Source organism: Streptomyces sp. ISL-98, from assembly GCF_018614055.1.
GTDB classification, from domain to species: Bacteria; Actinomycetota; Actinomycetes; order Streptomycetales; family Streptomycetaceae; genus Streptomyces; species Streptomyces spiramyceticus.
Window position 1 is genome coordinate 37,400 of sequence record NZ_JAGGPB010000064.1, and the last position, 25,485, is coordinate 62,884.

General features: G+C 69.2%; 27 protein-coding genes and 4 pseudogenes. 18 read left to right on the top strand and 13 right to left on the bottom strand.

Annotation, left to right across the window (positions count from 1 at the left end):
• Nucleotides 1-158: 158 nt before the first annotated feature.
• Nucleotides 159-920 (top strand): helix-turn-helix domain-containing protein, encoded by a 762-nt coding sequence (locus J7I98_RS33865; RefSeq protein ID WP_214928917.1) that lies wholly within the window; start codon nt 159-161, stop codon nt 918-920.
• A 575-nt stretch (nt 921-1,495) separates the two neighbouring features.
• On the opposite strand, the gene J7I98_RS41685 is transcribed toward J7I98_RS33865, so the two are convergent.
• Complete coding sequence (locus tag J7I98_RS41685; RefSeq protein WP_251021593.1) at nt 1,496-1,675, bottom strand: hypothetical protein; 180 nt, start codon at nt 1,673-1,675, stop codon at nt 1,496-1,498.
• 753 nt (nt 1,676-2,428) lie between these two features.
• Here J7I98_RS41685 and J7I98_RS33875 point away from each other — a divergent pair.
• Both J7I98_RS33875 and glpK read left to right on the top strand, forming a co-directional pair.
• The gene (locus J7I98_RS33875) at nt 2,429-3,196 is read left to right on the top strand and encodes an IclR family transcriptional regulator (protein ID WP_214928885.1); all 768 of its coding nucleotides are present in this window, start codon (nt 2,429-2,431) and stop codon (nt 3,194-3,196) included.
• Between the two features lie 41 nt (nt 3,197-3,237).
• Nucleotides 3,238-4,767, top strand: a complete 1,530-nt coding sequence (glpK, locus tag J7I98_RS33880) for a glycerol kinase GlpK (protein WP_214928886.1) — start codon at nt 3,238-3,240, stop codon at nt 4,765-4,767.
• A 207-nt stretch (nt 4,768-4,974) separates the two neighbouring features.
• On the opposite strand, the gene J7I98_RS33885 is transcribed toward glpK, so the two are convergent.
• From J7I98_RS33885 to J7I98_RS33905, 5 genes and pseudogenes are all read right to left on the bottom strand, one after another.
• Nucleotides 4,975-5,205 (bottom strand): hypothetical protein, encoded by a 231-nt coding sequence (locus J7I98_RS33885; protein ID WP_214928887.1) that lies wholly within the window; start codon nt 5,203-5,205, stop codon nt 4,975-4,977.
• 303 nt (nt 5,206-5,508) lie between these two features.
• Nucleotides 5,509-6,538, bottom strand: a pseudogene (locus J7I98_RS33890) (IS1380 family transposase); the annotation flags it as partial.
• 389 nt (nt 6,539-6,927) lie between these two features.
• Nucleotides 6,928-7,142 (bottom strand): annotated as a pseudogene (locus J7I98_RS33895) (transposase); the annotation flags it as partial.
• Nucleotides 7,102-8,490 carry a (2,3-dihydroxybenzoyl)adenylate synthase gene (locus tag J7I98_RS33900; RefSeq protein WP_251021594.1) on the bottom strand — a complete coding sequence of 463 codons (1,389 nt, stop codon included), beginning with the start codon at nt 8,488-8,490 and terminating at the stop codon, nt 7,102-7,104. The gene J7I98_RS33900 and the pseudogene J7I98_RS33895, both read right to left, overlap by 41 nt.
• Before the next feature lie 173 nt (nt 8,491-8,663).
• Nucleotides 8,664-9,035 carry a hypothetical protein gene (locus J7I98_RS33905; RefSeq protein ID WP_214928888.1) on the bottom strand — a complete coding sequence of 124 codons (372 nt, stop codon included), beginning with the start codon at nt 9,033-9,035 and terminating at the stop codon, nt 8,664-8,666.
• A 330-nt stretch (nt 9,036-9,365) separates the two neighbouring features.
• Between J7I98_RS33905 and J7I98_RS33910 the strand changes: the two genes are divergently transcribed.
• From J7I98_RS33910 to J7I98_RS33920, 3 genes are all read left to right on the top strand, one after another.
• Nucleotides 9,366-9,860, top strand: coding sequence for a MarR family winged helix-turn-helix transcriptional regulator (locus tag J7I98_RS33910; protein WP_214928889.1), 495 nt, complete (start codon nt 9,366-9,368; stop codon nt 9,858-9,860).
• The gene (locus J7I98_RS33915; RefSeq protein ID WP_214928890.1) at nt 9,857-10,315 is read left to right on the top strand and encodes a MarR family transcriptional regulator; all 459 of its coding nucleotides are present in this window, start codon (nt 9,857-9,859) and stop codon (nt 10,313-10,315) included. The genes J7I98_RS33910 and J7I98_RS33915 overlap by 4 nt, the downstream gene beginning before the upstream one ends.
• Nucleotides 10,316-10,394: 79 nt before the next feature.
• Nucleotides 10,395-10,763 (top strand): tetratricopeptide repeat protein, encoded by a 369-nt coding sequence (locus J7I98_RS33920; protein ID WP_214928891.1) that lies wholly within the window; start codon nt 10,395-10,397, stop codon nt 10,761-10,763.
• A 220-nt stretch (nt 10,764-10,983) separates the two neighbouring features.
• On the opposite strand, the gene J7I98_RS33925 is transcribed toward J7I98_RS33920, so the two are convergent.
• A complete protein-coding gene (locus J7I98_RS33925; RefSeq protein WP_214928892.1) occupies nt 10,984-11,721 on the bottom strand; it encodes a hypothetical protein in 738 nt (245 codons plus the stop codon).
• A 95-nt stretch (nt 11,722-11,816) separates the two neighbouring features.
• Nucleotides 11,817-12,602 (bottom strand): TylF/MycF/NovP-related O-methyltransferase, encoded by a 786-nt coding sequence (locus tag J7I98_RS33930; RefSeq protein WP_214928893.1) that lies wholly within the window; start codon nt 12,600-12,602, stop codon nt 11,817-11,819.
• 198 nt (nt 12,603-12,800) lie between these two features.
• On the opposite strand from J7I98_RS33930, the gene J7I98_RS33935 reads away from it, so the two are divergent.
• The 8 genes from J7I98_RS33935 (at nt 12,801) to J7I98_RS33965 (ending at nt 17,752) form a co-directional block, all read left to right on the top strand.
• The gene (locus J7I98_RS33935; protein WP_214928894.1) at nt 12,801-13,046 is read left to right on the top strand and encodes a hypothetical protein; all 246 of its coding nucleotides are present in this window, start codon (nt 12,801-12,803) and stop codon (nt 13,044-13,046) included.
• A gap of 312 nt (nt 13,047-13,358) precedes the next feature.
• On the top strand, nt 13,359-14,036 hold the full coding sequence (locus tag J7I98_RS33940) for a response regulator transcription factor (protein WP_214928895.1): 678 nt from the start codon (nt 13,359-13,361) through the stop codon (nt 14,034-14,036).
• The gene (locus J7I98_RS42385; protein WP_214928896.1) at nt 14,026-15,471 is read left to right on the top strand and encodes a cell wall metabolism sensor histidine kinase WalK; all 1,446 of its coding nucleotides are present in this window, start codon (nt 14,026-14,028) and stop codon (nt 15,469-15,471) included. Before J7I98_RS33940 ends, J7I98_RS42385 begins: the two co-directional genes overlap by 11 nt.
• Before the next feature lie 60 nt (nt 15,472-15,531).
• On the top strand, nt 15,532-15,858 hold the full coding sequence (locus tag J7I98_RS33950; protein ID WP_214928897.1) for a PepSY domain-containing protein: 327 nt from the start codon (nt 15,532-15,534) through the stop codon (nt 15,856-15,858).
• 133 nt (nt 15,859-15,991) lie between these two features.
• A complete protein-coding gene (locus tag J7I98_RS41700; protein ID WP_251021595.1) occupies nt 15,992-16,279 on the top strand; it encodes a hypothetical protein in 288 nt (95 codons plus the stop codon).
• A 26-nt stretch (nt 16,280-16,305) separates the two neighbouring features.
• Nucleotides 16,306-16,821 (top strand): WD40 repeat domain-containing protein, encoded by a 516-nt coding sequence (locus J7I98_RS43110; RefSeq protein WP_374225199.1) that lies wholly within the window; start codon nt 16,306-16,308, stop codon nt 16,819-16,821.
• Nucleotides 16,818-17,048 carry a hypothetical protein gene (locus tag J7I98_RS33960; protein ID WP_214928899.1) on the top strand — a complete coding sequence of 77 codons (231 nt, stop codon included), beginning with the start codon at nt 16,818-16,820 and terminating at the stop codon, nt 17,046-17,048. Before J7I98_RS43110 ends, J7I98_RS33960 begins: the two co-directional genes overlap by 4 nt.
• A gap of 74 nt (nt 17,049-17,122) precedes the next feature.
• The gene (locus tag J7I98_RS33965) at nt 17,123-17,752 is read left to right on the top strand and encodes an SMI1/KNR4 family protein (RefSeq protein WP_214928900.1); all 630 of its coding nucleotides are present in this window, start codon (nt 17,123-17,125) and stop codon (nt 17,750-17,752) included.
• Nucleotides 17,753-18,082: 330 nt separating this feature from the next.
• Here J7I98_RS33965 and J7I98_RS33970 read toward each other — a convergent pair whose 3' ends face one another.
• The 3 genes from J7I98_RS33970 to J7I98_RS33980 all read right to left on the bottom strand — a co-directional run bounded on the left by J7I98_RS33970 (nt 18,083) and on the right by J7I98_RS33980 (nt 20,990).
• Complete coding sequence (locus tag J7I98_RS33970; protein ID WP_214928901.1) at nt 18,083-19,228, bottom strand: RNA polymerase sigma factor; 1,146 nt, start codon at nt 19,226-19,228, stop codon at nt 18,083-18,085.
• Nucleotide 19,229: 1 nt separating this feature from the next.
• Nucleotides 19,230-19,643 carry a YciI family protein gene (locus J7I98_RS33975; protein ID WP_214928902.1) on the bottom strand — a complete coding sequence of 138 codons (414 nt, stop codon included), beginning with the start codon at nt 19,641-19,643 and terminating at the stop codon, nt 19,230-19,232.
• Nucleotides 19,644-20,321: 678 nt separating this feature from the next.
• Nucleotides 20,322-20,990, bottom strand: a complete 669-nt coding sequence (locus tag J7I98_RS33980) for a hypothetical protein (RefSeq protein WP_214928903.1) — start codon at nt 20,988-20,990, stop codon at nt 20,322-20,324.
• A gap of 194 nt (nt 20,991-21,184) precedes the next feature.
• Between J7I98_RS33980 and J7I98_RS33985 the strand changes: the two are divergent.
• Both J7I98_RS33985 and J7I98_RS33990 read left to right on the top strand, forming a co-directional pair.
• Nucleotides 21,185-21,356: pseudogene (locus J7I98_RS33985) on the top strand (IS110 family transposase); the annotation flags it as partial.
• A 92-nt stretch (nt 21,357-21,448) separates the two neighbouring features.
• Complete coding sequence (locus tag J7I98_RS33990; RefSeq protein WP_374225200.1) at nt 21,449-21,808, top strand: hypothetical protein; 360 nt, start codon at nt 21,449-21,451, stop codon at nt 21,806-21,808.
• Here the strand turns inward: J7I98_RS33990 and J7I98_RS33995 are convergent.
• The gene (locus J7I98_RS33995) at nt 21,792-22,700 is read right to left on the bottom strand and encodes a GlxA family transcriptional regulator (protein WP_214928919.1); all 909 of its coding nucleotides are present in this window, start codon (nt 22,698-22,700) and stop codon (nt 21,792-21,794) included. The genes J7I98_RS33990 and J7I98_RS33995 overlap by 17 nt on opposite strands.
• Before the next feature lie 130 nt (nt 22,701-22,830).
• On the opposite strand from J7I98_RS33995, the gene J7I98_RS34000 reads away from it, so the two are divergent.
• Nucleotides 22,831-23,424 (top strand): MBL fold metallo-hydrolase, encoded by a 594-nt coding sequence (locus tag J7I98_RS34000; RefSeq protein ID WP_214928905.1) that lies wholly within the window; start codon nt 22,831-22,833, stop codon nt 23,422-23,424.
• 262 nt (nt 23,425-23,686) lie between these two features.
• Nucleotides 23,687-24,086, top strand: a pseudogene (locus J7I98_RS34005) (IS5 family transposase); the annotation flags it as partial.
• 202 nt (nt 24,087-24,288) lie between these two features.
• Here J7I98_RS34005 and J7I98_RS34010 read toward each other — a convergent pair.
• On the bottom strand, nt 24,289-25,089 hold the full coding sequence (locus J7I98_RS34010; protein WP_214928906.1) for a maleylpyruvate isomerase family mycothiol-dependent enzyme: 801 nt from the start codon (nt 25,087-25,089) through the stop codon (nt 24,289-24,291).
• Nucleotides 25,090-25,485 lie beyond the last annotated feature (396 nt).

The window sequence follows — 25,485 nt, forward strand, 5'->3', positions numbered from 1 at the left end:
GCGTCTTGGAGAAATGTCGGCGCCTCGCGCGTTGGTTGATCCCACCACCGAGCCGCTCGTACAGTCGAGGCGTGCGACCAGTTCGCCGGGAGGCAAATCCCACCGCTGCCTGGGAGATCGCGCGACCGTCGCGGGCAACCGCGCTGCCCGGTGTCGACATGGCCGGATTCCGCATTCGCGGCGACAGCCCTGTCGAACTACGGGCCATCCCCCACCCAGCCGTCACCGTGGCCGTCGAGTTCGGTGACCGCCCGTTCGACATCCACGGCGCGGCCGGCCGAATGCGGTCGGAGAGCCTGGCCGCCGGGCTCGCCTTCAGCGCGTTCCAGGTGCGCGCCGAGGGCGTCGAGTGTGTGCAGATACGCCTGTCTCCGCTTGCCGCGCACCCCGTGCTCGGGGTCCCGCTCGCGGAGTTGCGCGGGAGCGTCCTCGCGCTCGACGACCTGTGGGGCCGCGACACGCAGCGCCTGCGGGAGCGGCTTCACCATGCGCGAACCTGGCCGGAGCGCTTCGCGCTGATCGACACAGAACTGTTTACCCGGCTCCATACAGGCAGGGTGGTCGATCCCGAAGTGGCCTGGGCCTGGCGCCAGATCGTCGCCAGCCACGGCCGAGCCCGCGTGAGCGACCTCGCAGCCCGGACCGGGTGGAGCCGCCAGCGCATGTGGTCACGCTTTGGCTCGCAGATCGGCCTGCCACCCAAACGCGCCGCCATGCTGGTCCGCTTCGATCACGCCGTCCACTGCCTGGTCCGCGGGCACAGCCCCGCGCGGGTGGCAGCGGACAGCGGCTATGCCGACCAGTCCCACCTCCACCACGACGTCCGCGCGTTCACCGGGACAACCCCCACCGCCGCCGCGAACGAGCCTTGGCTGGCCGCCGACGACAGAGCTTGGCCAGCACACGGCGGCGCGGCCTGACCGGCACCATGAGCGACCTGTCTGCCGAAAGAGATCCGGGTCTCAGGTGAGTGTCAGGTTGAGGGGCCTCACCTTCCGTCAGCTACCGAGTTGAAGGCACGACCCCCAACACACTGCCAATCCAAGCTCATCGGCATAACAGGGCGTTGACGGAGCTGGCTCGGGCTACCGGCACGGCTCGTCCCTCGCTCTTCCCGGTCATGCCCTGGCGACCTTCCCGGGGACGCCTGCCCCGGGCCGACCTACCGACGAATCGCGGACGGCAGGATCACCGCCGACGAGGACAGGCTCTTCCTCTTCATACGGGAACGGCGATTAATCTTCACGAAGATGCTCCTCCTTGTGGGTGGGGGTCTATGACATCGGGAGGACCCACTCGTGCCTCGGCGGTACCAAGGTCAGCCGTACGAGGGACCTCACCCGGCCAGTATCCTGCGCCGCCTTTCAGCTCCCGAGCCGGCCGCATCCTCTACCGCTCAAGCTCCCGCGACGCGTGCCCGGCAAGGGTTTAACGGCACGCGCTCAATATCGGTAAGACGCGCTCAACCTCCGACGAGAACCAGGGGGGAGCTGTCTCACTCGTGGTCCAGTGCAGTGGTGCGCAGGCGGACGTGCACACGGCGCCCTGCGGTGTCCAGATGGGTACGTATCCAGGGCGCCAGCACTCCGACAATGTCCAGGCCCCGGCCCTGCTCGTCGGGGGAGCCACCACGGGCTGCACGCGGGGCGGCGTCGCCGCCGGAGTCGGCAACCATGATGTGCAAAAAACCCGGCGTCGAGGATGAGGCCGATTGTCAGGTCGCAGCGGCCGTGGAGCGCAGCGTTGGTGGCCAGCTCGGACACGATGAGCTCAGCGTCCTCGCGGGCACCGTCAGTCACGCCCCAGCGAATGAGGATCTCCGAGGTGAATCGCCGGGCCGCCGACACGCAGCAGACCTTGGCGGGCAGGGACAGGAGGGCCCGGCACCCGTGCCTGGTTTCTGGCCTCGGCGCCACCGGGCTGGGTGCTGCGAGGAGTGTGGTGGTCATGGCTCATCCGGGTGGCTTTGGGACCCTGGTGCGGGACCTGCGGGTAGGGCAGTGGCTGGTTGTCCGAGGTGGCCTGTAAGGCCGGCCGCAGCCAGGGCGGCGCCCCCGCCTCGCGGGCCGAGGACTGAGTCCGCTCAAGGACGTCGGCCTGCGGCCGCCGGAACGGGGGCCGCACCGGGGACTCCTTCGGCCGTGTCCGCACGGTGACTCCCTCGGGCGTCCGGGGTGGCGACCTGCCATCCGGTGTGGTGTTGACGAGAGCCTCAGGGCTCGGAAATCCGGGTCGTTCGTTTCGTTGGACGCTAAGGAGCCCGGCGGGTCGGGTCAACGAAAGGCATTCGGCATTACCGAACGCATTGGTGCGGGGCTTCGCTACCGCTGGAGTCAATCGGTGAATGCGTCTGTACTCCCAGCTGCTTCGAGCAGTGCCTCATCGTTCGGCATTGTCGAACGATGGCGGAAGAAATTATCATTCGAATATGGCGGCACTAGTGCAGTCGATCGAGCGAGCAGCGGCGATCCTGCGCCTACTCGCCGGTAGTTCCGGCCAGCTCAGTCTGGGCGAATTGGCCGACTCACTGGACCTGGCGAAGGGCACCGCCCACGGCATCATCCGCACCCTGCAACACGTCGACTTTGTCGAGCAGAACAAGGCCACCGGCAAGTACCAGCTCGGTGCCGCCCTGCTCCACCTGGGCAGCAGCTATCTCGACGTCAACGAACTGCGTACCCGTGCCATGCCCTGGGCCGACGCCCTCGCCGCCCGCAGCGGCGAGGCGGTCCGCATAGGCACGCCTCTTGAAGGCAAGGTCCTGATCGTCCACCACGTCTTCCGGCCGGACGACACCTTCCAAACCCTGGATGTCGGATCCCTGCTGCCACTGCACGCCAGCGCCTTTGGCAAGGTCCTGCTGGCCTACGGCGCCACTCCCCTGGAGCCACTCCTTGAAACCGGACTGGAGACATATACCCGGCACACAGTGACGACCCCCAAACAGCTGATTCGCAGGCTCGCCGAGCTCCGGGAGGCCGGATGGGCAACCGAAGCCCAGGAAATGGACATGGGCACCGCCGGCATCGCCGCGCCCATCCGCAGACATGGCGGGCTTGTCGTGGGCGCCATTGGCGTGTCCGGAGCGCTGGAACGCATCTGCGACACCAAGAGCCAACCCCATCCCAGGCTCGTCGCCCAGGTGCGCGACGCCGCTCGGGCAGTCTCCCGCGACCTCGGTGCAGCCCGCTGGTAAGTCTCGGACTACGCGAACGCATCTGAAGGCAGGGCCCGACCATGGCTGAACGCTATGTGATGTCCATCGACCAGGGCACCGCCTCCACCCGGTGCATCATCTTCGACCGCGGCGGCCGACTGGTGTCGATGGCTCAGCAAGAACACCAGCAACATTTCCCCCGCCCCGGCTGGGTGGAGCACGATGCCGCCGAGATCTGGCGCAACCTGCAGCGCATCGTCCCGCAGGCGCTTGCTCACGCCGGCATAGGCCCCGACCGAGTCGCCGCCGTCGGCATCGCCAACCAGCGAGAGACAACGGTCTTCTGGGACCGGCGTACAGGCGCTCCCGTAGGCAAGGCGATCGTCTGGCAGGACACTCGGACCGACACCGTTATCGAAGATCTCGAGCGGAAGTGGGGAGAAGACTTCTTCCTCGAGCGGTGCGGCCTGGCGCTCGCGACCTACTTCTCCGGCCCGCGCGTCCGCTGGCTCTTCGACCACACCGATGGGCTGTACGAGCGCGCCGCGCGCGGCGAGGTGCTGTGCGGCACCATGGAGAGCTGGCTGATCTGGAATCTCACCGGTGGACCCTACGGCGGGCTGCACATCACCGACGTCACCAACGCCAGTCGCACCATGCTCATGAACATCCGCACCCTGGCCTGGGACGACGAGCTGCTCACGTGCTTCGGTATACCCCGCCCCATGCTGCCGGAGATCCGTCCTTCCTCAGAGTGCTACGGCGTCGCCCGCTCTGTACTGCCCGGAGTCCGCGTCGGCGCCGCCCTGGGGGACCAGCAGGCCGCGCTGTTCGGCCAGACCTGCTTCGCGCCCGGTGAGGCGAAGTGCACCTATGGGACGGGCAGCTTCCTCCTGCTCAACACGGGCGCGAACTCCGTGCGTTCCCAGCACGGACTGATCACCACGGTCGGCTACCGGCTCGGAGACGAGCCGGTGGTGTACGCGCTGGAAGGTTCCATCGCTGTCACCGGCTCGCTCGTTCAGTGGTTCCGCGACCGGCTGGGACTGATCAGCAGTGCCCCGGAGATCGAAACCCTGGCGCGAACCGTCGACGACAACGGCGGCTGCTACATCGTCCCAGCCTTCTCCGGCTTGTATGCACCCCACTGGCGCAGCGACGCCCGCGGTGTCATTGTCGGCCTCACGTCGTACATCACCAAAGGGCATCTGGCTCGTGCCGTGCTGGAGGCCACCGCGTGGCAGACCCGGGAGGTCCTCGACGCGATGAACGCCGACTCGGGAGTCCCCCTGAGGTCGCTCAAGGTCGATGGCGGCATGACCGCCAACAACTTGCTCATGCAGTTCCTCGCCGACGTGCTCGACGTCCCTGTCGTACGGCCCATGGCCGCCGAGACTGTCTCCCTCGGGGCCGCCTATGCCGCCGGGCTCGCCGTGGGCTACTGGCCGGACCTGGAAGACCTGCGCCGCAACTGGCACCGGGCCGCCCAGTGGTTGCCCAGCATGGCTCCGGAGCGACGGGAGTCGGAATATGACAACTGGAGGCAAGCGGTCGAGCGGTCATTGGGCTGGATCAGGCCGCCGAAGTTCTCCCCAGGCAGCTCCACTTAACTAGTCATTGCGGCCATTGCGTTCTTCGTTCACTGAGCATTTTGCCGCCCCGGCCGGAGCAGTGGGCGCAGGCCTTCGGTTGTGTTCGGCAGGGCGGTCAGGGAGAGGGTTCCTGCCCCTGTTCCTGACCGCCCTGGGGGTGGGTGGGTGGACTTCTTCCATGTGAGGTTGTGCGGCTTGCGGGCAGGAACTGCCCTCGGTTGTCCGTCAGTTGCAGAAGTTGAGGATGGGGAGGATGCCGTTGCCGCACTGGAAGTCGTCCCCACCGCCGCCGTAGGCTGGGGTGGCGTTTGTGGCGACGTGCGTGGCGGGCGTCGCGGCCACGGCGGATGTGGCAGTTGCCACCCCCGCCGCACAAGCGATGCCCACGGCGGCACTCACCGCGAATGCTCGCAGTATCCGGGAAACGGCCTTCTTGGGGTGAGGTGTGGTGTTCATGCACTCACCATGCACACCCTCGCGACCAGTTGCTCGCCGAGCGCATCCGAGCGGGTGAGTCACCCCACAGGGCCGGATCAGAATTCGCTTCCAGGGATACGCCGGCCTCGGCTGACCTCGATACGCAGCACATCGCTCAGTCAGCCTCGGCATTTCATGACGGCTTAACAGGTCAACTGGCGGGCTTTCGGCTTGTTGGGCCGGTGGTGGGCAGGGTGAGGGCCCGGCTGTCGCGCCGGGCGGGCGCCGGGTTCCGGCTCCGACGGGCTGGTGCGGCTTCGGAGGGACGGGGAAGGCTGCTGGTCAGCCTGGGTTCGGCAGGGCGGTGAGCCGGGCCAGGGGCGTTGGTGATCACGTCGGTCCAGGGCCAGTTCCCGGCGAGGCGGAGGATGCGGCGGTGGCCGGTGGTGACGAGCTGGGCGGCGGTGGAGAACAGCCGCAGGCGGAGCCGTCGGGGCTCCCACAAGCGGGGCTGGCCGGTCAGGGCGAGCATCGGCATCCAGGCCAGCAGCTCCAGCGCGATCTGGACGATCTCCAGCCAGATCTGGTTCTGCGCGGCCTCGTGGAGGGGCAGGTTGCGCAGGCCGGTGGAGCGGGCGGCCCGGATGCGGTCCTGAGCTCGGGCACGCTGACGGTGCCGCAGTTCCAGTTCGGCGATCGCAGTGTTCTTGGTGTTGGTGGCGAAGCAGGTCAGGCGCATGCCGTCGGCGTCGGTGAAGCGCAACTGGGCGCCGGGGTGCGGGCGTTCCTTGGCGGACGATCAGCCGCATTCCTTTCGTCCAGCCTTTCAGGCAGTCGCCGTCGAGCTCGGCACCCAGCCGCCGTCGCGGATCTCGCCCCCCGGGTTCGACGACTACCGCGCAGGCCGAGGCGGGGATCTTCAGGACGGCGTGGTGGATGGCGTCGGTGATGGTCATGCCGACCGAGTGCGACAGCCACCGGCCCCTGGCAGAGAGCCAGTTGACGAACTCGTGGGTTCCGACCGCCGGAATCACACCGAATGAGTGTCCGGCGTCCGCGCGGGTACCTCTTCAGCAGCTGGGCCAGGGCCGGCTTCGCGGCGTCGATGTGGTCGCTCGCGGTGTCGGAGCCGGCGTTGCCAGGCCGCAGCAGGCCCGCGACCGGTTCACCGGACCCGCCGCGGCCGTGGTCGACGAAGCCCATCAGCGGGTGGTGTCCGAAGGTCTTCCAGGTCGCGGTGGCATCCTGCTTCTCGGAGTGCGCGATGTGAAGCACTCCGTCGAGGTCCACAATCAGCTGTCCGCCCGCATCCGGAGCCGACGGGCCTGGCCAACTTCTAAACGTGCTCGCGGACTTCAGCGCGTGCCGCCCTGGTACCTCAAGGGTTCCTCGCTAGATCATGCTGAACTGGCGGACAAGCGCAGCTTCGGGCTCATCGACGGATGCCTGTCCGGGATCGCGCTGGTGACAGTGGGCGGCTCCTGGTGGGATCGGTAACCTGGCGCACGTTCCTCGCAAGCCTCCAACTGCGCCTGAGGAACGAGGCTCCGGTCCGCCTGGTCAGGTCTTTCTCGGACGCTCGCGAGCGTCACGTCCTGCGGACTGTGGGGCTCGTCTTCCAGTTCCGCCACGCCCGGCTCCGGGATCGCCCGGAGGAGGCGTTCACGGCTCGTAACCTGCCCGGGCCGACGGGTAGCAGCCGTCCTCGTCCGGGCCGGACGACGAGTCGGCTGCAACGGCCTCGGCGGCGCTACAGGCCCTTGATCGGATCTTCGTGGACGAGTAGCCCTGTCGGCAACGACCTGCCCGGGCCGGCACCTGGGCCGCCCGGGCCCGCACCGGCTGACGCTGATGCGGGCCATGACCTGCTCGAACTGGGTGCAGTCGTTGACGTTCCCTGCGGTGATCGTGAAGGCCGGCGGCCGACCCTGCCCGTCACAGGCCAGATGGATCTTCGTGGTCAGCCCGCCCCGGGACGTCGTTGAGGCGGCCGGTCACAACCAGGTTGCCGTCCGGGGTGCGCCGCGCGAGGTCGCCGGTGCGGAAGTAGCCGTCGGTGGTGAAGGAGCGTGCGTTGTCGTCGGGCGCCCGGTAGTAGCCTCGCACGGTATACGGACCGCGGGCGAGGAGTTCGCCGGGCTCCCCGTCGGGCACGTCCTTGCCGTCGACGTCGACAATGCGGATCTCATCGTCGGGCGAGAGCGGGCGGCCCTGCGTGGTGAGCACGGTCTCGGCCGGATCGGCGGGCCGGGTGAGAGTGAGCAGCCCCTCAGCCATGCCGAAGACCTGCTGCAGGCGACAGCCCAGTTCGGGGCCTATCCGTTCGGCGGTCGCCCGGCGCAAGGGCGCGCCGCCGATCTGCACGAGATGCAGACTGCTCAAGTCGGCCTGGACCGTGGGAAGTACGTCGAGCCAGAGTTGGGCGACGGCGGGCACCACCGACGTGATGGTGACCCGCTCTCGTTCGATGACCGGAAAGCATTCGGCGGGTCCCGGGTTCTCGACCAGAACGACGGTGGCGCCGACGGAGAGGGTGCCGACGATGCCGGGGCAGCCGAAGGTGAAGTTGAACTCGGCGGGCAGCGCGGCGAGATACACGTCGTTGTCGGTGAGCGACACCAGCTCGGCGGCGGCCTGCGCCTGGTAGGCGTAGTCGTTGTGGGTGCGCGGAATGAGCTTGGGCGCCGCGGTGGTATCGCCGGAGAGCAGGAAGAACGCCACCTGGTCGGCGCTCTGCGCAAGCGCCCGCTCGGGCGGGGCATCGATGGAGCCCAGCGGGAAGTAGTGGCAGCCCGACGGGTCGGTCGTCAGGCCGCCGTACGGGGACGAGGCGCCCGGCGCCTCAAGGGTGAACACCCGCCGCAGAAAGGGGCCTCGGGCCGCGATGTCCGCGGCCATCGCCGTGTGGTCGAAGCCCTGGTACGTCGAGGGTCCGGCGTAGCCGACGGCCTGGGTGACCCGCACGAGGTGGGACACCTCGCGCGCGCGGTGCGAGACGGGGCAGAACACGGGGACCGCGCCGAGGCGCATCAGTGCGAACACGGTGATGACGAACTCGGGAACGTTCGGTAGCTGGACGACGACCCGTTGCCCGGGCCGGAGGCCGCGCAGCCGGAATCCGGCGGCCATGCGGTCCACGCGCCGGTTCAGGTTCGTGTACGTGATGCGGGTGGCGCCGTGCACGAGCGCGGTCCGCGGTCCGTACTGCAGGGCCCAGCCGCGCAGCAGGTTGTCCAGCGTATTGCCACGCCAGTGCCCGGCCGCCCAGTAGCGGTCGACGAACTCCTCGGGCCAGGGCGTGCAGCCGTTGAGCATGGATGTCATTCGCTTCCTTCTGTGCCGGTTTCTGAACCGGAAGCCGTGCGGGTCGTGTTTCGCCGTGACGGGGGCGGTGCAGCGGTGGTCTCGACGACCGCTGCACCGGCCTCCATCCCCGGCGCAGGGGCCACCACTGGGATGTGGCCGCCGGGGACGATCGCCCTGTGGTCCACAGGTGCTCAATGCCCGCAGCGGGGTCGGAGGGGCCCATATGGCCCGTGGTGCGGGTCTTTTCCTTTGGCCACGAGCCGGGCCACGCGGATCTTCGCGGTGGTGAGCGGGGCGAGATCGTTCACCTCGACCTCGGCGGGGTGTCCGGTGCGCCCTCCCGGCAGCACCAACTTCTCGCCGTCCTCGGCCAACAGCTCCATCTGGAGCGTCTCCTCGGCGCAGGCGAGCAGTTCGACCGCGCGACGCCCCAGGATGTCGGCGGCTTCATAGAGTGTGAAGGGCCGGTCCAGCACGACGGCGACCTCCAGGAGGAGCCGGGCTCCGGCCGACAGTCGGGCCAGCCGGCGCTCATCCAGGTCAATGTCGCAATGCGACCCCATACCGCCCCCCCTTCTCAACGCCGGGCAGCAACCCCGCCGTCTTGACCTTGGCAATCCAATCTGTCAACACCCCTATACACAATGTGCTTTCCAAACCATGGTCGCTGAATTCCATCAGCAGAAAGACCAATGCGCGCCGCTGACCAGGAGGAATGGTCGGGGCTCAATCCAACTCGACCTCACGCCATGGCGAACCTCGTGACGTTGCAGCCCTGGCCTCGCCAGGTCGTGTCCGCAACGTGTCGGGGTCGTCGGTCTGTTCGGGGGTGCACCGTCACATCCGTCAGAAAATAGTAGCCATGGACATAGTAGCCATGTACTCTATTTGCCATGAGCAACGGTTCACCGGGCCCCACGCCCGGCTTCCAGGTATGGCGGCTCGCCAACAAGTGGCGCGTCGCGGTCGATCGCGCGGTGGCTCCGCTGGGCCTCACCCACGCGCAGTACTCACTGGTCGCGTCACTGCACGGCATGCAGCGCGCCGGCGAGCGGCCCAGTCAGCGCCGGCTCGCCGACCACACCGGCCTGGAGGCGCTGTACGTCTCGAAGCTGGCGCGCGCCCTGGAGTCGGCCGGCCTGATCGAGCGCACCCGTGATTCCCGCGACCCGCGCGCCGTACAGCTCGCCCTCACCAAGCAGGGCCAGGCCGTCACGCGGCAGGCCATCACGGTGGTCCAGGAACTGCTTCAGCAATTGCTGGAGCCACTCGGCGGCCTCGACGCCCCGCGGACGCGCACGTTCACCGACGAGCTGACGACCCTGCTCGACACACCTCTCGCTCCATCCATACCGAACAACGAGAGCACTCAGGGGACAACACCATGACCACCACTGCATCCACCACCACCGCACCCGTCGCCAACGCCCGCGCCCTCGGCCTGGCCCACTACGCCGCCCGCGGCGTCCTGGAGCACGTCCTGGCCCGGCACGGCATCACGTTCCAGCAGCAGATCACCCTGCGCGCCGCCGTCACCGCCGACGCTCCGCAGACGCCGGACGATCTCATCACCCAGATCCGGGGCTCCCTCAAGGCCGATCCCGCCGACATCCGCGCCACTCTCGACGAGCTGCTGGCCAACCAGCTGCTCGTCGCGGACGGCGCGCACCTTCGCCCCACGGATGCAGGGCGCGAGCTGCTCGCCGCCGTCGGCGCGGAGACCGCCCCCGTCTCCGTCCGCATCTGGGGCGGGATACCCGCCGAGGACCTGGCCGCCGCCGGCCGCGTCCTCGCCCTGGTCACCGAGCGCGCCAACGCGGAGCTTGCGGCGCTGACCGCCTGACCGCCCAACCACCCGACCGAGCCGATTGGTGGAATATTCAACCGTCGGTCGCGGTTGACGGCGGCGAAGGAGGTCACCAGTGGACACGACCTACAGCACCCCCAGCAACGCCTACTACACCCACGGGACACCGGCGGAGCGCTGGGAGCGGGCGCAGCTGTTCTTCGACGCCAGGGACTACACCGCCGCGGCACGGGTGCTCGGCGAGCTGGTCGAGGAGGTACCCGAGCCGACGGGGCCGCGCCTGCTGCTGGCGCGCGCCTACTACCACTCGGCCCAACTACGGCGCGCGGAGGCCCAGTTGCGGACCATCGTAGAGCGCGACCCGGTCGAGCACTACGCCCGGCTGATGCTGGGCCGCACCCTGGAGCGCCAGGGGCGCACCGAGGAGGCCCAGTCCCATGTGCGCATCGCGTCAGCGCTCGCCGGTGACTTCGGGGACGTCTGACGCGTACGACGGGCGGATGCCGGCCCGGCTCCCCTGCGGAGCCGGGCCGGCGTTGCATGGTGTCCAGTGGCGCTTGGCCGCATGCGTGAGCGGACGTGACTCCTCCCCCTCGTAAACGAGGGGGCTTCTCACTCTGCTCTAAAGAGCCTCATGACGGCCAAGCCCTGACCGCTGCAGAAGCAGATTTGCAGCCCACTACGCCGCTTCGCGGCTCCGAACATCAAGATGCGTTTCCCGCCCGGCCTGAAGGCCGGGATTCCCACGCAAGATCAGGGATGGAGTTCCGCACGGGATGGAAAGCGCGTCGGCCGTCCGGCTTCGCCAATTCGATCGCGACGGTCCGTGGGTCAATGGGTCTGGCCGAGGCGTTGAAGTACCGGTCCTCGTCCGGGTCGTGCCAGCGGCGCCGGAACCCTGTGTCGACCACCGGGTAGCCCAGCGCCTCCGCGAACAAGGGGAACCGCAGTTCATCGTTCCCGAGATCTGGTGGGTCGACAGCGGCGTAGTCCCGGAGAAACGATCGCGGACAGCAGGGACCGACGCCGATGCAGCCGTGCGGAGTCCCGTCATACCCGAGTCGGTCGCGTGCGTACGCCAGAAGTGCGTTCCACTCTCGTGCTCCATCCGGCCGGGCGACCCAGCGCCAGTGTTCGCCGATGACGGAGATCGGCGTGTACGCCGTCAGTCCCACAGCCTCGGGCGGCACCGCAGCGTAGAGCCGGTCGAGTCGCTCCGCGAGGAGCAGATCCCACTCGAGGAGGTGCACGACATCGAAGGACAGCCGGTGGCCCACGTCGCGGAACCAGTCCAGCAGCACGAGGTCCCCGTTCTTCCAGTTCCATTCGCTGCTGTGGCGTGAGATGTACATGGTGTCGAGCTGCAGCAGCCGTCTGCCGGCCATCCGGAACGCGGCGCCGCGGTAACCCATTGCGCCCCCGAAGATCCCGTGAACTCCCACGCCCGGATTCAGCATGCGCAGCTGATGTATTCGGGCACGGCACACAAGGGGGTTGCAGTGAAAACGAAAGGCAATGACTCGTTCGACCGACATGACTACGGGGGCGGTTTGACGGCGACACGGGCGCCGCCGTCGTCGATGCGGATGAGGAACGGCGCGTGGCCGTGTTCCGTGAAGTACTCGTCCGTGGCCTCAGCCGAGCCACGCCAGACGCCGTAGTCATCGATGATCAGTACGCCGCCCGGTGACAGGCGCGGATACAGATGCAGCAGCTCGTGCCTGGTCGATTCGTACCAGTCCGTGTCGAGCCTCAGCAGAGCGATCTCATCCGGTGCCTGTTCTGGGATGGTGTCCTCCACCTTGCCCGTGACGAAGTGCACGTGCGCCGACGGATAGCCGGTCGAGCCGACGGCGCGCCGGACGCTGTCGAGGTCCGCGCTCGCCCAGATCAGCGACTGGGCCCGGTCCTCGTGGGACTCGCGAGCGAGGAGAACGTCCGCTCGCTCGCCGGTCCTGTGAACATCCTTCTCCGTCGGTTCCGTCATACCGACGAAGGTGTCGAAGAGACAGAGGTCGACGTCCGTTCTCCCCAGGTCCCGCAGAGTGTGGGCGATCGCCATCATGCTGCCCCCGCGCCAGACGCCGCACTCGACGATCGCGCCCGGCACCGCGGAGGAGGTGATGTGCTGGACGGAGTCGGCAAGCACACGGATGGCCGCCGGCGAGGTCATCGTGTACGGCTTGACCTCCTGCCACAAGCGGACGTCCGCTTCGTCGAAGTCGCGTGGCCACGTCGGCGCGACCGGAGCCAGCTTGTACCCGACGCTTCGGAGCGCGCGCTGGACCGGCCATGTGAGGACTCGCCGTGCGGTGCCGCTCATGTTTCGCATCCGGTACTCGGGAGAGGTGGTACCTACGTCCAGCCTGCAACGGTCGGGGCGTGCCCACCACCTGGGCTGTGTTCACGGGGTCGACCGCCGCGAGACCGTCCGCTGGCGGCGCTCGCAACGGGGCCGTTATCCGCGATCAGGGGCTGACCCCTTTTCCATGGCTGTGATCATCGCGCGCGACTGCCGACGATGCAGGAGCGGGCCGCCCTGCGGCCGCGCAGTAGATCGCCGGTCCAAGCCGTCCTCGCCGCCACCGAACCCAAGGAACAGTTGCACGCCGTCCGTCGCACCGGCTGTGCCGTCACTACGTCTCCGGGCACCAGCAGGCAGCGAAAACCCGAGCAGCTGGACCCCTTCGCCCAGGAGGAGGACCGGCCGACAGACGCGCTCCAGGACGTCGACGCTGCACGGCGTGCGCGCCGTGAGGACGATTGATGCGCGCACAGCCCCGAGCAGCCCGGCCTCTGCCACAGCCACGTCCCGCACCGCCTCCGCTTGCGGGCAGCGCGGGTCCGGGGCACACAATGACCGCGAGGAGCGGCAGAGCCGGGGACGCTTTCGCTTCTCCGCTCCCCCTGGGCGTCCCGGCCCCGATGCTTCCGGCGTTCCCGCGTGCCCCTGGCGTTCCCACATCTGGAGGAGAAAGAGCCCATGGCTTCTGGAGTACGACCGCACCTCCCGATCGGCCCACTGTCCAGCCTCCGGCCTCCTGCCGGCCCGCTGTCCTGCTGACCGGTCTCGGCGAGGATGCGTCTCCTGGTGGTCGAGGACGAGGAGCGGCTCGCCGATTTGCTGCGCCTTGGTCTGGAGGCCGAGGGCTTTGCCGTGGACGTGGCGCTCAACGGCACCGACGGTCTGTGGATGGGCCAGGAGAACCCATACGACGCGATCGTCCTCGACATCATGCTGCCCGGGCTCAACGGCTACCGGGTCTGCGCGGCCCTGCGGGAGCAGGGCATCTGGACCCCGATCCTCATGCTCACCGCAAAGGAGGGCGAGTGGGACGAGGTCGAGGGCCTGGACACCGGCGCCGACGACTATCTGACCAAGCCGTTCTCCCACGCGGTCCTGGTCGCCCGGCTGCGGGCTCTGTTGCGCCGCGGAGCCGCCGAGCGGCCAACGGTCCTGGTGGCGGGGGACCTGCGGCTGGACCCGGCGGCCAAACGGGTGTGGCGGGGCCCGACCGAGGTGGAGCTGACCGCCCGGGAGCTCTCGCTGCTGGAGTTCTTGCTGCGCCACCGGGGTGAAAGCGTCTCCAAACAAGACATCCTCGATCACGTCTGGGACTACGACTTCGAGGGCGATCCGAACATCGTCGAGGTCTACGTACGGCGTCTGCGCAACAAGCTGGACCGCCCTTTCGGTCGAGCGGCCATCGAGACCCTGCGGGGCTCCGGATACCGGCTGGCCGCCGATGGCGGCTGACAGGTCGGCGGACCCGCACCGCGGGAAGCCGCGTCGGACGAACCCTCACGACAGCGGCACGGGCGGCAAAGACCCGCGACGTACGGGCCTGCTCGCGCGAGCCGGCACGGTCCGCGTCCGGTCGGCTGTCGCGGCGGTGCTCGTGGTGGCTGTCGCGCTGGTCGCCGGGGCCCTGACCCTGGTGGCTGGACTGCGCGGGACGCTCACCGATCAGGTGCGTTCGGCGGCCCAGGCTCGGGCCTCCGAGGTGGCCGCGCAGCTCGAAGGGGCGCGGGAGCCGCCGACCCTCGAGGTCGCCGAAGAGGACGAGGAGGTGGTCCAGATCCTCGACGCGGGCGGCAGGGTCGTGGCGTCCAGCCCCAACGTCCGGGGCAGCCCCGCGTTGGTGACATTGCGGCCGGGGCAGTCGGCGGAGATCTCGACGCCGGTCGACGACGACCGGTTCATCGCCGTGGCCGCGGCTGCCGACACCCCGCAGGGGGCGCGCGTCGTGGTCGCCGCCCGCGCGCTCGCGGACGTCGCCGATTCGACACAGACAGTCATCAGGCTGCTGCTGATCGGTCTGCCGGTGCTGCTGTTGCTGGTCGGTTTCACGACCTGGAAGGCGGTGGGACAGGCTCTGGCGCCGGTGGAGGCGATCCGCACCCGGGTCGACGAGATCTCCGCCGCCGAGCTGCACCGCAGAGTCCCCGAGCCGTCCGGAGGCGACGAGATCGCCCGCCTGGCGGCGACGATGAACCGCATGCTGGGCCGCCTGGAGCGCGCCCAGGCCAGTCAGCGACGCTTCGTCTCCGACGCCTCCCACGAGCTGCGCTCGCCGATCACCACCATCCGGCAGCACGCCGAGGTCGCACTCGCCCACCCCGAACTCACGCCCGTCACCGACTTGGCCGGGACGGTGCTGGCCGAGGGACTCCGTATGCAGTACATGGTCGACGACCTGCTCCTGCTGGCCCGGGCCGGAGAGGAGACCCTGGCCGTGCAGCGCCGCCCGGTCGATCTGGACGACCTGGTTTTCGAGGAGGCGGGCCGCCTCCGAGCGGTGACCGGTCTGCGGATCGACACCGCCGCCGTCTCGGCCGGGCGCGTGAACGGTGACGCCACAGCCTTGCGGCGCGTGCTGCGCAATCTCGCGGACAACGCGGCCCGGTACGCCCGCGGGCAGGTGGCCCTCACCCTCTCCGAACGGGCGGGGAACGTGATCCTCACCGTCGAGGACGACGGTCCCGGCATCCCGGAAGGGGAGCGTAACCGGGTCTTCGAGCGGTTCGTACGACTCGACGACGCCCGGGCCCGCGACCACGGCGGGACCGGCCTCGGACTCGCCATCGTCGCCGAACTCGTCCGCGCGCACGGCGGCACGGTCGTGATCGCCGACAGCGAACTGGGCGGTGCGCGCATCGAGGTGGTCCTCCCTTCCGGAGACGGCGCCTGAATTCAGCTTCTGTTCAGCACACACGGCGCAGGATGGGGTGAGCAGGAGAGGAGCCCCGTGATGAACCGCAAGAAGAAGTGGATCGTCGGCGCAGCGGCCACCGCCGCCCTGGTCGGCGGCGGAACGGGAATCGGTCTGGCAAGCAGCGGCGGGGACGACTCCGAACCGCCGATCACCGGACCCGCGCTGGAAAAGGCGAGCGCCGCGGCACTCGACCACACCGGCGACGGCCGGGTCACCGACTCCGAAGTCGGCGACGAGGACGCCTTCTACGAAGTCGAGGTGACCCTCCCCGACGGCAGCCGGGTCGATGTGCACCTCGACGAAGGCTTCAAGGTCGTCAGCAGCCAGCCCGACCACGGCCCGGAGGACGAAGGCCAGGACTGACCGCCGAAAACCGACCATCCTTCATCGACCTGGTGGCAGGGGGACGTCACTCCACGGCCACAGCACGGCCGTCCACACTGTGGCCCTCCCTCGCACCAGCCATCAACTGGCCAGCCGCTCCAGTGCCCAGAGCGTGGCGCTCTGGGACACCGGCGGCTGGCACAGTGACGACTGCACACCCAAGGCGCCCCGCGCCACTGCCTACGAACCACGCGGCCTGGCCGTCGCCGCAGACCACCCGAAGGGCGGCACCATCCACTACCGCGACAGGGACGGGTGCCACACCCTGCGGATGGACGGACCGGTCCACGGCCTCGCCCCCGGCGGCCACGGCGGGCACATCCTCGCAGCGGGGGAAAGGACGGAAAGTTCCGGCTCTGGCACCTGCAGCACCCTGGCACGCCACATGGCCGCAATCTGACCAACGCAGGCGGCCCTCAGCACGGGATCGCCGTCAGCGCGAACGGAACCCTGGCCGCGGTCGGCGGGTACGACAACCACATCCGCATCTGGACCATCACCGCCAGCGGCCCCCAAAAGCAGACCAGCCGACGTGCATCCGGAACGGTGCAGGCCCTCGCCTTCAGCCCCGACAACCGGAAACTGGCCATCGGCGCGGACCGCGTCGTCGAACTCACCACACCCGACCACGCCAGCCCTCCGCAGCGCCTCGCCGCCTTCCCCGCACCGGTGACCGCACTCGCTTACACCCCAACCGGTTACGTGCTCGCTGTGGGCGCCGAGGACGGGACCGTAACCCTCTGGGACATCCCCAGCCGCAAGCGGTCACTCACCCTGACCAGCCGCCAAGGCCCCCGTGCGCACCCTGTACTTCGCTCCCAGCGGCAGCCGGCTCGGCATCGTCGGAGAACTCGGACGACCCGCTGGTGGACACTGTCCCAACCCTGGGCATTGCCGCCGTCGAACGGCGAACAGCCCTGCGTTGCTCGATGCCCGGCATGACCTCGACCGAGACCGTCGGCTACATCAAGCACCACCTCGGCCTCGCCGGCCGAAGCGACCAACTGTTCACCGACGATGGGGGCACCCTCATCCACACCACATCGCGCGGCTTCCCCCGCGCAGTCAACAACCTCTGCCAGCAATCCCTCGTCGCCACATTTGCCGCCGGCAAGTCCCTCGTCGACGAGAAAGCCGCCCAGTCAGCCGTCACCGACGTCCTCGACTGACATTCCACACCGTCGAAGTCGATGTCGGTGGCGCTGGATACGCTGCATCCGACGAGCACAACACTGGAGGGGACATGCCGTCTCAAGAAACAGTTCTCGCCGCGCTCAGGGCGGTAATGCCGCCACATGACGGGGCCGATGAGCAGGTGGACTGGGATGCGATCCGACAGGCTTGGGGAGTCGGCTTCCCCTCCGACTACATCGCCTTCATGAGCACGTACGGAGCCGGAGGCATCGACGGCGTGCTGAGCACCCTCATGCCCGAAACAAGCACACAACCATCAGAGGGCCAGGGATTCGGAGGCATGGCGGGCGAGACGGCCAATATGCGGCACATGTGGGAGTCCGAAGGAGGGCCGGAGGAGGTTGACGCCGGCCCTGCCTCCGTCCTCGCATGGGGTGTCAGCTGCGGAGCCGACATCCTCGGCTGGCTCACCGTTGACCACGACCCCAACAAGTGGCCCGTTGTCGTGTGGGAACGGCATGGCCGGCCCCACTGGAAGATCTACGACTGCGGAATGGCGGAGTTCCTCCGGCGTCTGTTCACCAAGGGCTTCGACGAGTGCCCACTCAGCGACGCCTCCCTCTGGGGAGAGCCCTCTCCGCACTTCGTCCACTGGCGCGAGGAACAACGACGGTGGGAGTCCGGCGTCGACCCCTACACAGGCGAACCCGACCCATACTTCGGCATGGAGTTCGGCTGATTGCGCCTCGGTACCTTGCCGACGACCACGACCCCTCGCCGACAAACGCCCCGCTGGGACCACCCCAGCGGGGCGATCTTGTTCTTGGTGGTCGGCACCTTCAGTGCCGGACCCGTCGGCATTTTCGGCGTCGCCCAACACACCTTCACCGGGCACTTCAACAGGCCGGTCTATTGAGACACCACTCATCCAGCGCGCATGTCGTCGCCGCTGAGCTTCCCCGCCGACAACGTGTCGTGCAGCTGGTCTCAACCCGCCTACTCACCTTGAGGCGACCGCTCTGGCCACGGGGCCGCGCCAAATGCCGCGGGAAAAGCCGAGCGCGAACCGTCAGCGACGCCCGCGGGCGTTGAGCCGAGCGGCCTGGCGCGTCAGGTGGTCGCGCTCGGCGAGGTTGGGTGCCTTTTGGGCCGCCTCGGCGTACAGCCGTGCCGCCGTCACCAGGTCGCCGTCGCGCTCGTGGAGGTACGCCGCCACCGCGGCGTGGCGGGGCAGTGAGTCGTCCAGCGCCGCGAGCGCCGCCAGGCCGGCGCGCGGTCCGTCGGCCTCGCCGACGGCCACCGCGCGGTTGAGCCGGACGACCGGGCTGTCGGTCAGGCCCGCGAGCTCGTCGTACCACTCGACGATCTGCACCCAGTCGGTCTCCTCGGCGGTGGGCGCGTCAGCGTGGAGTGCCGCGATGGCGGCCTGGGCCTGGAACTCGCCCAGCCGGTCGCGGGCGAGGGCCGCCTGGAGGATTCCGACGCCCTCGGCGATCAACGCAGTGTCCCAGCGGCCGCGGTCCTGCTCGGCGAGCGGCACCAGGCTGCCGTCGGGCGCGGTACGGGCGGCCCGCCGGGCGTGGTGGAGCAGCATGAGGGCGAGCAGCCCGGCCACCTCGGGGTGGTCGATGCGGGCCGCGAGTTGCCGGGTGAGCCGGATGGCCTCGGCTGCGAGGTCGACGTCGCCGGAGTAGCCCTCGTTGAAGACGAGGTAGAGGACGCGCAGCACGGTGGCGACGTCGCCGGGCTGGTCGAACCGCACGCCGGAGACGGTGCGCTTGGCCCGGCTGATGCGCTGCGCCATGGTCGCCTCGGGCACCAGGTAGGCCTGGGCGATCTGGCGGGTGGTCAGCCCGCCGACGGCGCGCAGCGTGAGCGCGACCGCCGACGACGGCGTCAGTGACGGGTGGGCGCACAGGAAGTAGAGCTGGAGCGTGTCGTCCACCGCGGGCGCGGGCCCGGGCGCCGGCTCCTCGTCGACGAGGTCCTCACGCCGGCGGCGGGCGGCGTCCGCCCGGGTCGCGTCGAGGAACCGGCGCCAGGCCACGGTGACCAGCCAGCCCTTCGGGTCCCGCGGAGGGTCGGTGGGCCAGACGCGGACCGCCTCGACCAGCGCGTCCTGCACGGCGTCCTCGGCTGCCGCGAAGTCGGCTCCGCGGCGGACGAGGATGGCGAGCACGCTCGGCGTGAGGCTCCTGAGCAGGGCCTCGTTCACTTCAGTGGCACTCCGTGATGGTGGGCGGCGCGGCCAGGAACGGGCGCACCTCGAGCCACTCGTGGATCGGCTTCCCGCCCGCCCCGGGGGCGGCCGACAGTTCCCCGGCCAGCTCGACGGCGCGCTCGTAGCTGTCGACGTCGATCACCATCCAGCCGGCGATGAGGTCCTTGGTCTCGGCGAACGGGCCGTCGGTGACCGGCGGGCGACCCTCGCCGTCGTACCGGACGAACGTCCCTTCGGGGGCGAGCGCCTGGCCGTCGACGAACTCGCCGGTCCCTTCGAGCCGGTCCGCGAAATCGCGCATGTACTGCACGTGGGCCGAGATCTCCTCCGGCGTCCACTGATCCATGGGCACGTCGTTGACCGCAGCCGGGGCGCCGCGGTAGTGCTTGAGCAGCAAGTACTTGGCCATGGTGTGTCTCCTCGGTGCTGGTGCGACCCATTGTGGTCGCGTTCACTGCAGGGACGGAGCCAGCCACGGATTCTCGACATCGCCGCCCGAAGTTTTTTGGCTCTCGTGGTTGAGCCTGGGTGAGCCCTCTCGCGGTGCCCGAGTCCACGGCGTGGCGCGAGGGCGAGAGGGAACGAGGCCTTCCAAGATCAGCAGCGACCAGGCAACAGAATCAAGAGCAGGCCTCGCGTACGTCACCGTACGTGTGGTCCTGGCGCGTCGTGGTGTGCTCGGGCCGATGAGTTGTCCGGCGTGGAGGGCATGCACGTCCTCGACGTCACCCGCGATCCCGACGTCGGCGGGACAGGGTCTGGTGGTGCTGGACGTCGAGTCCGACGCCGATCTCACCCGGCTGTCCGGACTGCGGGGGTGGTCGCGGTCGGCCACGGCCGGCACGTCCCGCCCCTACCGGCGTAAGCCGACCAAGCATCGCTCAGCACCTGGACGAATGGGCGACCAACCCGAAGGGCATCGAAACCGCAATTACGGGGCGGGCACGCTCTACCGCGCCCAGGTCCTCAAGTCGACGGACCAACCGACCATGCTGTCGGCACGCGGATGCCCCTTCGACCTCCACCAGGCACCCGGCGGCCTCGGCGGCGACGATTCGTCGCCGCCGCCGAGGCACCGCACGTTCCGTCAGTCTTGGACCTTCCACACGATCGGCTTCACGTCCTTGCCGACACCGCCGACGCCCCACCTGACGAACACAGGCTTACCCTCGGGCACCATGTAGACCTTGCAGGGCTTTTCGGTCGTACCCTTCTTGAACGGACCAGAGTTGCTCAGGTCGGCGGCCAGGCACTGCTTGAAGCTGTCGTCGAGCAGAGTCAGCCGGCCTGCCTCCTGGTCCGGGGCGATCAGCGTGCTCCGCTTACCGTCCCAGCCCGTGATCCAGGGCTCGGCGCCGCCCTTCGAGGTGTACGACATGGTGATGTAGTACGGCACCATGCCGTCGGTTTCGGTGTCCTTGAGGTCGAATCCCTTGAAGTCGGACCAGGATCCCTTGACGACCTTCTCAGGCTTGATCTCCAGCTCGGTGCTCTCGCCGTCGCTGTCCGTGTAGGTCGCGGTAGCGGCCTCGGTCGCGCCGAGCGCGTCCTCGAAACCGCCGACGGCCGGAGTGTCAGTAGCGCCGCCTGCCGGAGCGTCAGTTCCGCCCGCTTCAGGTGCTCCGCTCGGCGCCGATACGTCCGAAGAAGGCGCCATGGGCGCACCCTGCGGGTTGTTGTCCTTCTTGCAGGCGCTGAGGGCCAGGGTCAGGACGGCTATCGAAACGACGGCCTGAGTTGTGAACTTCTTGCGCATGTAGCGTGATCCCCCGATGTAGGAATTAGCCCACTTTGAGCCAGTGAGCCGCACGACTATAACCCGCAGATCAACTGCCATGTACAGCCGCCTCTTTCGGCCGCTCGGCCGTCGGTGTGCCCGGCGGGACCGAGCCCGATCGAGCTGCCCGGGGCGCGGTTGAAGCCCTCCTGACGAAGTGCATGGCTCAGACCGTCCACGACAAGCGGCTGCCCAACAGCGAACCGAAACTGCCGGCGGTTTTTCGACAAACTGGCCGCGAAGCTTGGACGCGTGCTCGTCATCATCGGCCAGCCCGCCTCCATCGGCGCCCTGCCACGCGCGGTCGACTGCGACGCAGGCTGCGAGGTCGCCTACCGGCCCGGCCGCGAAATCGCGTCAACTGCCAGCAGGTTTCGAAGAGTGCACGTATCCACTTCCACGCGACCCACGCCGTGCTGCGCCACTTCGATGCGACCGTGCGCCGGGAGCGCTTCGACCTGGTGGCGATGGTCCGGCTGCTGGGCAAGCACGGTGTGATTCCCCCCCCCACCCGCGAGGCCGTCATGACCCGGGAGGAAGAAAAGGACTACGCCGCGGGCAACGGCAACGCTCTGTACGACGTGGACCACCGCACTGCGGCCCTGATGCCGGCCTGCCCGGTGCCGCCGACGCCGGCGGGCGGAACCGGACGGCCTGATACCCGGCGCCCGGGCCAGCCGATGCCGGAGCACCGCAGCGGGCCCTCCGGGAGTGGGAGGCGGCGTTGCTCGGAGCGGCGTTGCTTGGAGCGGCGTTGGCCCGCCTGGCTCGCCTTGTTCGTTACGGCGTGTTCGTGAAGGAGCGGCGGTAGGAGCGGGGCGGCACTCCCCGGCGGCGCACGAACTGTTCGCGCAGGACGGCCGCGCTTCCGTATCCGACGCGGTGGGCGATCTCCTCGACCGGCAGGTCCGTGGTCTCCAGGAGCTCCTCGGCGCTGCTCAGACGCAGGCTCCGCAGCCAGGCGTGGGGGGTGGTGCCGGTCGCGGCGGTGAAGCGGCGGGCGAAGGAGCGTTTGCTCATCACAGCACGCCGGGCCAGTTCCGCGACGGGAAGTGGTTCATGGAGGTTCTCGCGGGCCCACGCGAGTACCTCGGCGAGACGCTCGTCGCGGCAGTCTTCGGGGACGGGGGCGGCCAGGTACTGCGCCTGCCCGCCGTCGCGGTGGGAGGGCAGCACCACGTCCCGGGCAACAGCGTTGGCCATCGCGGCTCCGTACTCCCGCCTCAGCAGGTGCAGGCAGAGATCGAAGCCCGCGGCGGCTCCCGCGCCCGTGATGATGCGTCCTTCGTCGATGTAGAGGGCGTCGGGTTCGACGGTGACGTTGGGGTGGCGGCGGGCGAGCAGTTCGGCGAACCGCCAGTGGGTGGTGGCCCGCCGGCCGTCGAGCAGTCCGGCGGCGGCAAGCGCGAAAGCGCCGACGCAGTGGGCCGCGACCAGTGAGCCGCGCTCGTGTGCGGTCGACAGCGCATCGAGCACGGCGGGAGCGGGTGGTGTGCGGAAGCCGGCCCATGGCAGGGCGATCACCAGATCGGCGGAGGCGAGCCGGTCCAGGCCGTGCGTGATGGTGAGCGGCACGCCGAGGTCAGTGGGGACCGGCCCGGGTCGGTCGGTGCACAGGGCGAAGTCGAAGCCGGGCAGTGTCTCGCCGTGCGGGCCAAAGACCTCGGTGACGATGCCGACGGCGAGCATGCCGACTCCGGGCGGGGTGTACGCGGCGACGGTCACGAAGGGAGGCACACGTGCAGTGTGGCACTAATCCTGCGATCAGCGGCAGCTTTGCCACTCGTGAACGATCGGCCTGGCCGGAAGGATTGAGGCCATGACAGACGCACCGCTCGGCCGCAGCGCCGTGTACACGATCCTGACCACCGGATACGTCGGCTCCACCGGCCCCGGAGTCGCCGCCACCGTCTCCTACGTATCCGACGCCGGCCGGCGTGTGATCTTCGACCCGGGCATGGTGGCGAGTCGCGACCGTATCCTCGCCCCGCTCGCCGAGTTGGGGCTCGGCCCCGACGACATCACCGACGTGGTGCTCAGCCACCACCACCCGGACAACACCATGAACGTGGGCCTGTTCGGACGGGCCCGGGTGCACGACCACAAGGTGGAGTACCTCGGCGATCAGTGGAGGAACCGGGATGCGGAGGGTTACGAACTCACCCCGTCGCTACGGCTGATCCGCACCCCGGGCCACAGCGCCGAGGACATCACACTGCTGGCGGGCACGGACTCGGGCGTGGTCGCCTTCGCCGGTGACCTGTGGTGGCACGCGGACGGCCCGGCGGACGACCCGGTAGCCCCCGACCGTGAGGTGTTGCGCGCCTCCAGGCTCCGGGTACTGACCGCCGCGGACCTGATCGTGCCCGGCCACGGCGGCCCGTTCAGGGCCGACGACGCCACGCCACGCTAGCCGCTCTGTCCGGTGTGGGGTGCGGAATTCCGTCCGGTCAAGCTTCGGCGACACGAACTGCCCGGGCGTCAGACTTCGATGGCAATCGGTCAAGGTTCGCCGTCACAGGACACCGGTCACCTCACACCGGGGCGGCCTCGCCTCGTTCTACTAGTTGCTGCGGTGGATCTCCGTCTCCGCCGTACGGTGGGGGCGGACCCTGCCTGCGAACGATGCCCGGGGGCACGGGCGTTGACGACGATCAGGGGGTATCCCAACGCCCGTCGACCGCCACGGAACCCCGCTCGCCGTCACGCTCACCGGCGGGAACCGACACGACGTCACCCAGCTCATGCCGCTGCTGGACGCGGTCCTGCCGATCCGGGGCCTGCGAGGACGGCCCCGCCGCAAGCCCCGGCGCCTGTACGCCGACCGCGGCTACGACTTCGACAAGTACCGCCGCCTGCTGTGGAAGCGCGGCATCACCGGTGATCGCCCGACGCGGCGTCACCCACGGCTCCGGGCTCGGCAAGGTCCGTTGGGTTGTCGAGCGGGCCTTCGCCCGGCTGCACCAGTTCAAACGACTCCGCATCCGCTACGAACGACGCGCAGACCTCCACCAGGGCCTGCTCGAACTCGCCTGCAGCCTCATCTGCCTCCGCCGCCTGCGCACCTCATCCTGAGACGATCGCCGGTCCATGCGGTTTCACGCGCCCGCCGACGGAACGTTCCGTCGGCGGGCGCGTGGTGAGCTGGCCTGGCCCGAGGCATCCAGAGGAACCTGGCCGGAGATCGCGATCAGCGGACCCGAGCCACCACGGCGTGGCCGTAGCCGTTGGCCGAAGGCATGCCCTCGGGGCGGACGAGGTGGCACATCGTCACGTCCTACTCCTCCGGCTCCCAGGCGCGGAGCAGGTCGATCAGACCTGCTTCTCCGTCGATCTGCAGGGAGTCCGCCGGGATACGGTCGTACATGAAGAGGACCAGCTCACTGGCCGTGCCGCGGACGGAGGCGCCAGCCGCGTCCGGGCCCTCGTCGGCAGCGGTGTCGGGCGTCGTGCCGGGCGCGGGGAGACAGGTGGAGCGTGCACCGTCGCCGTCGACCGTGAGGCGCCGGGAGTGGCCCTCGGTGGCGTGGAAGTCGAAGGCAGTGGGCTTGTGCGGCCAGGCGCTCGGCGTTGCGCAGCAGGTGGACAGAAACTCCTCAAAACCGTCGAGTGCCACCTCGTCCGGCAGCGGCTGCGGGGCACCCACGGTGACCTGAGCGTCGTAGGTGTGCACCGCGATCTCCTGGAGCTGGTGCCGGGCGACGGCACCGCAGGTCTGCGGCGACTCCGACGCACCCCACCACGTCCAGCACCCGCGATCCGGGCCGGCCTCCCGCAGCACGTCCAGCAGCTTCTGCGTCGATGCGGCCAACCAGGCCAGCAGGGCCTCGCGCTCCCGAGGCGCAGCCGGGGCGCCCTCCGCTGCGGACTTGGCCGCGGCGGCAGGCCCTGCGGCGACGGTGGCGGCCCAGGAGCGGCGCCCCTCGCCCAGGTGCTGCACCAGATCGAACAGCGTCCACTCGGGGCAGGTCGGCACCCGCACGTCGAGGCTGGGCGCGGAGGCGACCGCGGCGCGGAAGGCGGTCGACCGTTCGTCGATCAGCAGCAGCAGATCGGGGAACTCCAGAGTCTCTTCCACTCCGGATACCTATCACTGTGCTCCAGCAACCGGACAGCGATTTTCAGAGCCGACGCGGCGGGCGCACGGCACCGGCCGCGCGCCCTCGGATGACGCGGTGTCCGCATTCTGAAACGATCAGTTAGCGGCAACACGGCCGCCAATCCACGAGGAAGGGCCCTACTCATGAGCTGGAGTGTCAAGCGGCGAGTGCGTGGGCTCGGTGGGGCCAGGCGGTCGCCTCGTCGTACGGCGTGCCGGTTTTTAGGCAGCAATGCAGGACGCCAACGAGCCGGTTGGCGAGTGGCGCAGGGCGGCGTTGAATTCGATGCCGCGGGCGCGTTGCTGCTCGTAGTAGGCCCTGGCGCCGGCGGAGCCCCCGCAGCGCGGAGAAGGCCTGGGCGATCAGGGCATTGA

Excerpts from the sequence above, each read along its gene's own strand:
- J7I98_RS33995 (WP_214928919.1), bottom strand. The coding sequence starts at position 22,700 with ATGCTCGCCGTCGGCATCGTCACCGAGGTCTTTGGCCCGCACGGCGAG.
- J7I98_RS33940 (WP_214928895.1), top strand. The coding sequence starts at position 13,359 with ATGCGTCTCCTGGTGGTCGAGGACGAGGAGCGGCTCGCCGATTTGCTG.
- J7I98_RS33875 (WP_214928885.1), top strand. The coding sequence starts at position 2,429 with ATGGCGGCACTAGTGCAGTCGATCGAGCGAGCAGCGGCGATCCTGCGC.
- J7I98_RS33865 (WP_214928917.1), top strand. The coding sequence starts at position 159 with ATGGCCGGATTCCGCATTCGCGGCGACAGCCCTGTCGAACTACGGGCC.
- J7I98_RS33900 (WP_251021594.1), bottom strand. The coding sequence starts at position 8,490 with ATGACATCCATGCTCAACGGCTGCACGCCCTGGCCCGAGGAGTTCGTC.
- J7I98_RS41685 (WP_251021593.1), bottom strand. The coding sequence starts at position 1,675 with ATGGTTGCCGACTCCGGCGGCGACGCCGCCCCGCGTGCAGCCCGTGGT.
- J7I98_RS33905 (WP_214928888.1), bottom strand. The coding sequence starts at position 9,035 with ATGGGGTCGCATTGCGACATTGACCTGGATGAGCGCCGGCTGGCCCGA.
- glpK (WP_214928886.1), top strand. The coding sequence starts at position 3,238 with ATGGCTGAACGCTATGTGATGTCCATCGACCAGGGCACCGCCTCCACC.
- J7I98_RS33885 (WP_214928887.1), bottom strand. The coding sequence starts at position 5,205 with ATGAACACCACACCTCACCCCAAGAAGGCCGTTTCCCGGATACTGCGA.
- J7I98_RS34000 (WP_214928905.1), top strand. The coding sequence starts at position 22,831 with ATGACAGACGCACCGCTCGGCCGCAGCGCCGTGTACACGATCCTGACC.
- J7I98_RS33910 (WP_214928889.1), top strand. The coding sequence starts at position 9,366 with ATGAGCAACGGTTCACCGGGCCCCACGCCCGGCTTCCAGGTATGGCGG.
- J7I98_RS33960 (WP_214928899.1), top strand. The coding sequence starts at position 16,818 with ATGACCTCGACCGAGACCGTCGGCTACATCAAGCACCACCTCGGCCTC.
- J7I98_RS33965 (WP_214928900.1), top strand. The coding sequence starts at position 17,123 with ATGCCGTCTCAAGAAACAGTTCTCGCCGCGCTCAGGGCGGTAATGCCG.
- J7I98_RS33930 (WP_214928893.1), bottom strand. The coding sequence starts at position 12,602 with ATGAGCGGCACCGCACGGCGAGTCCTCACATGGCCGGTCCAGCGCGCG.
- J7I98_RS33975 (WP_214928902.1), bottom strand. The coding sequence starts at position 19,643 with ATGGCCAAGTACTTGCTGCTCAAGCACTACCGCGGCGCCCCGGCTGCG.
- J7I98_RS33950 (WP_214928897.1), top strand. The coding sequence starts at position 15,532 with ATGAACCGCAAGAAGAAGTGGATCGTCGGCGCAGCGGCCACCGCCGCC.
- J7I98_RS42385 (WP_214928896.1), top strand. The coding sequence starts at position 14,026 with ATGGCGGCTGACAGGTCGGCGGACCCGCACCGCGGGAAGCCGCGTCGG.
- J7I98_RS33980 (WP_214928903.1), bottom strand. The coding sequence starts at position 20,990 with ATGCGCAAGAAGTTCACAACTCAGGCCGTCGTTTCGATAGCCGTCCTG.
- J7I98_RS33915 (WP_214928890.1), top strand. The coding sequence starts at position 9,857 with ATGACCACCACTGCATCCACCACCACCGCACCCGTCGCCAACGCCCGC.
- J7I98_RS33935 (WP_214928894.1), top strand. The coding sequence starts at position 12,801 with ATGCAGGAGCGGGCCGCCCTGCGGCCGCGCAGTAGATCGCCGGTCCAA.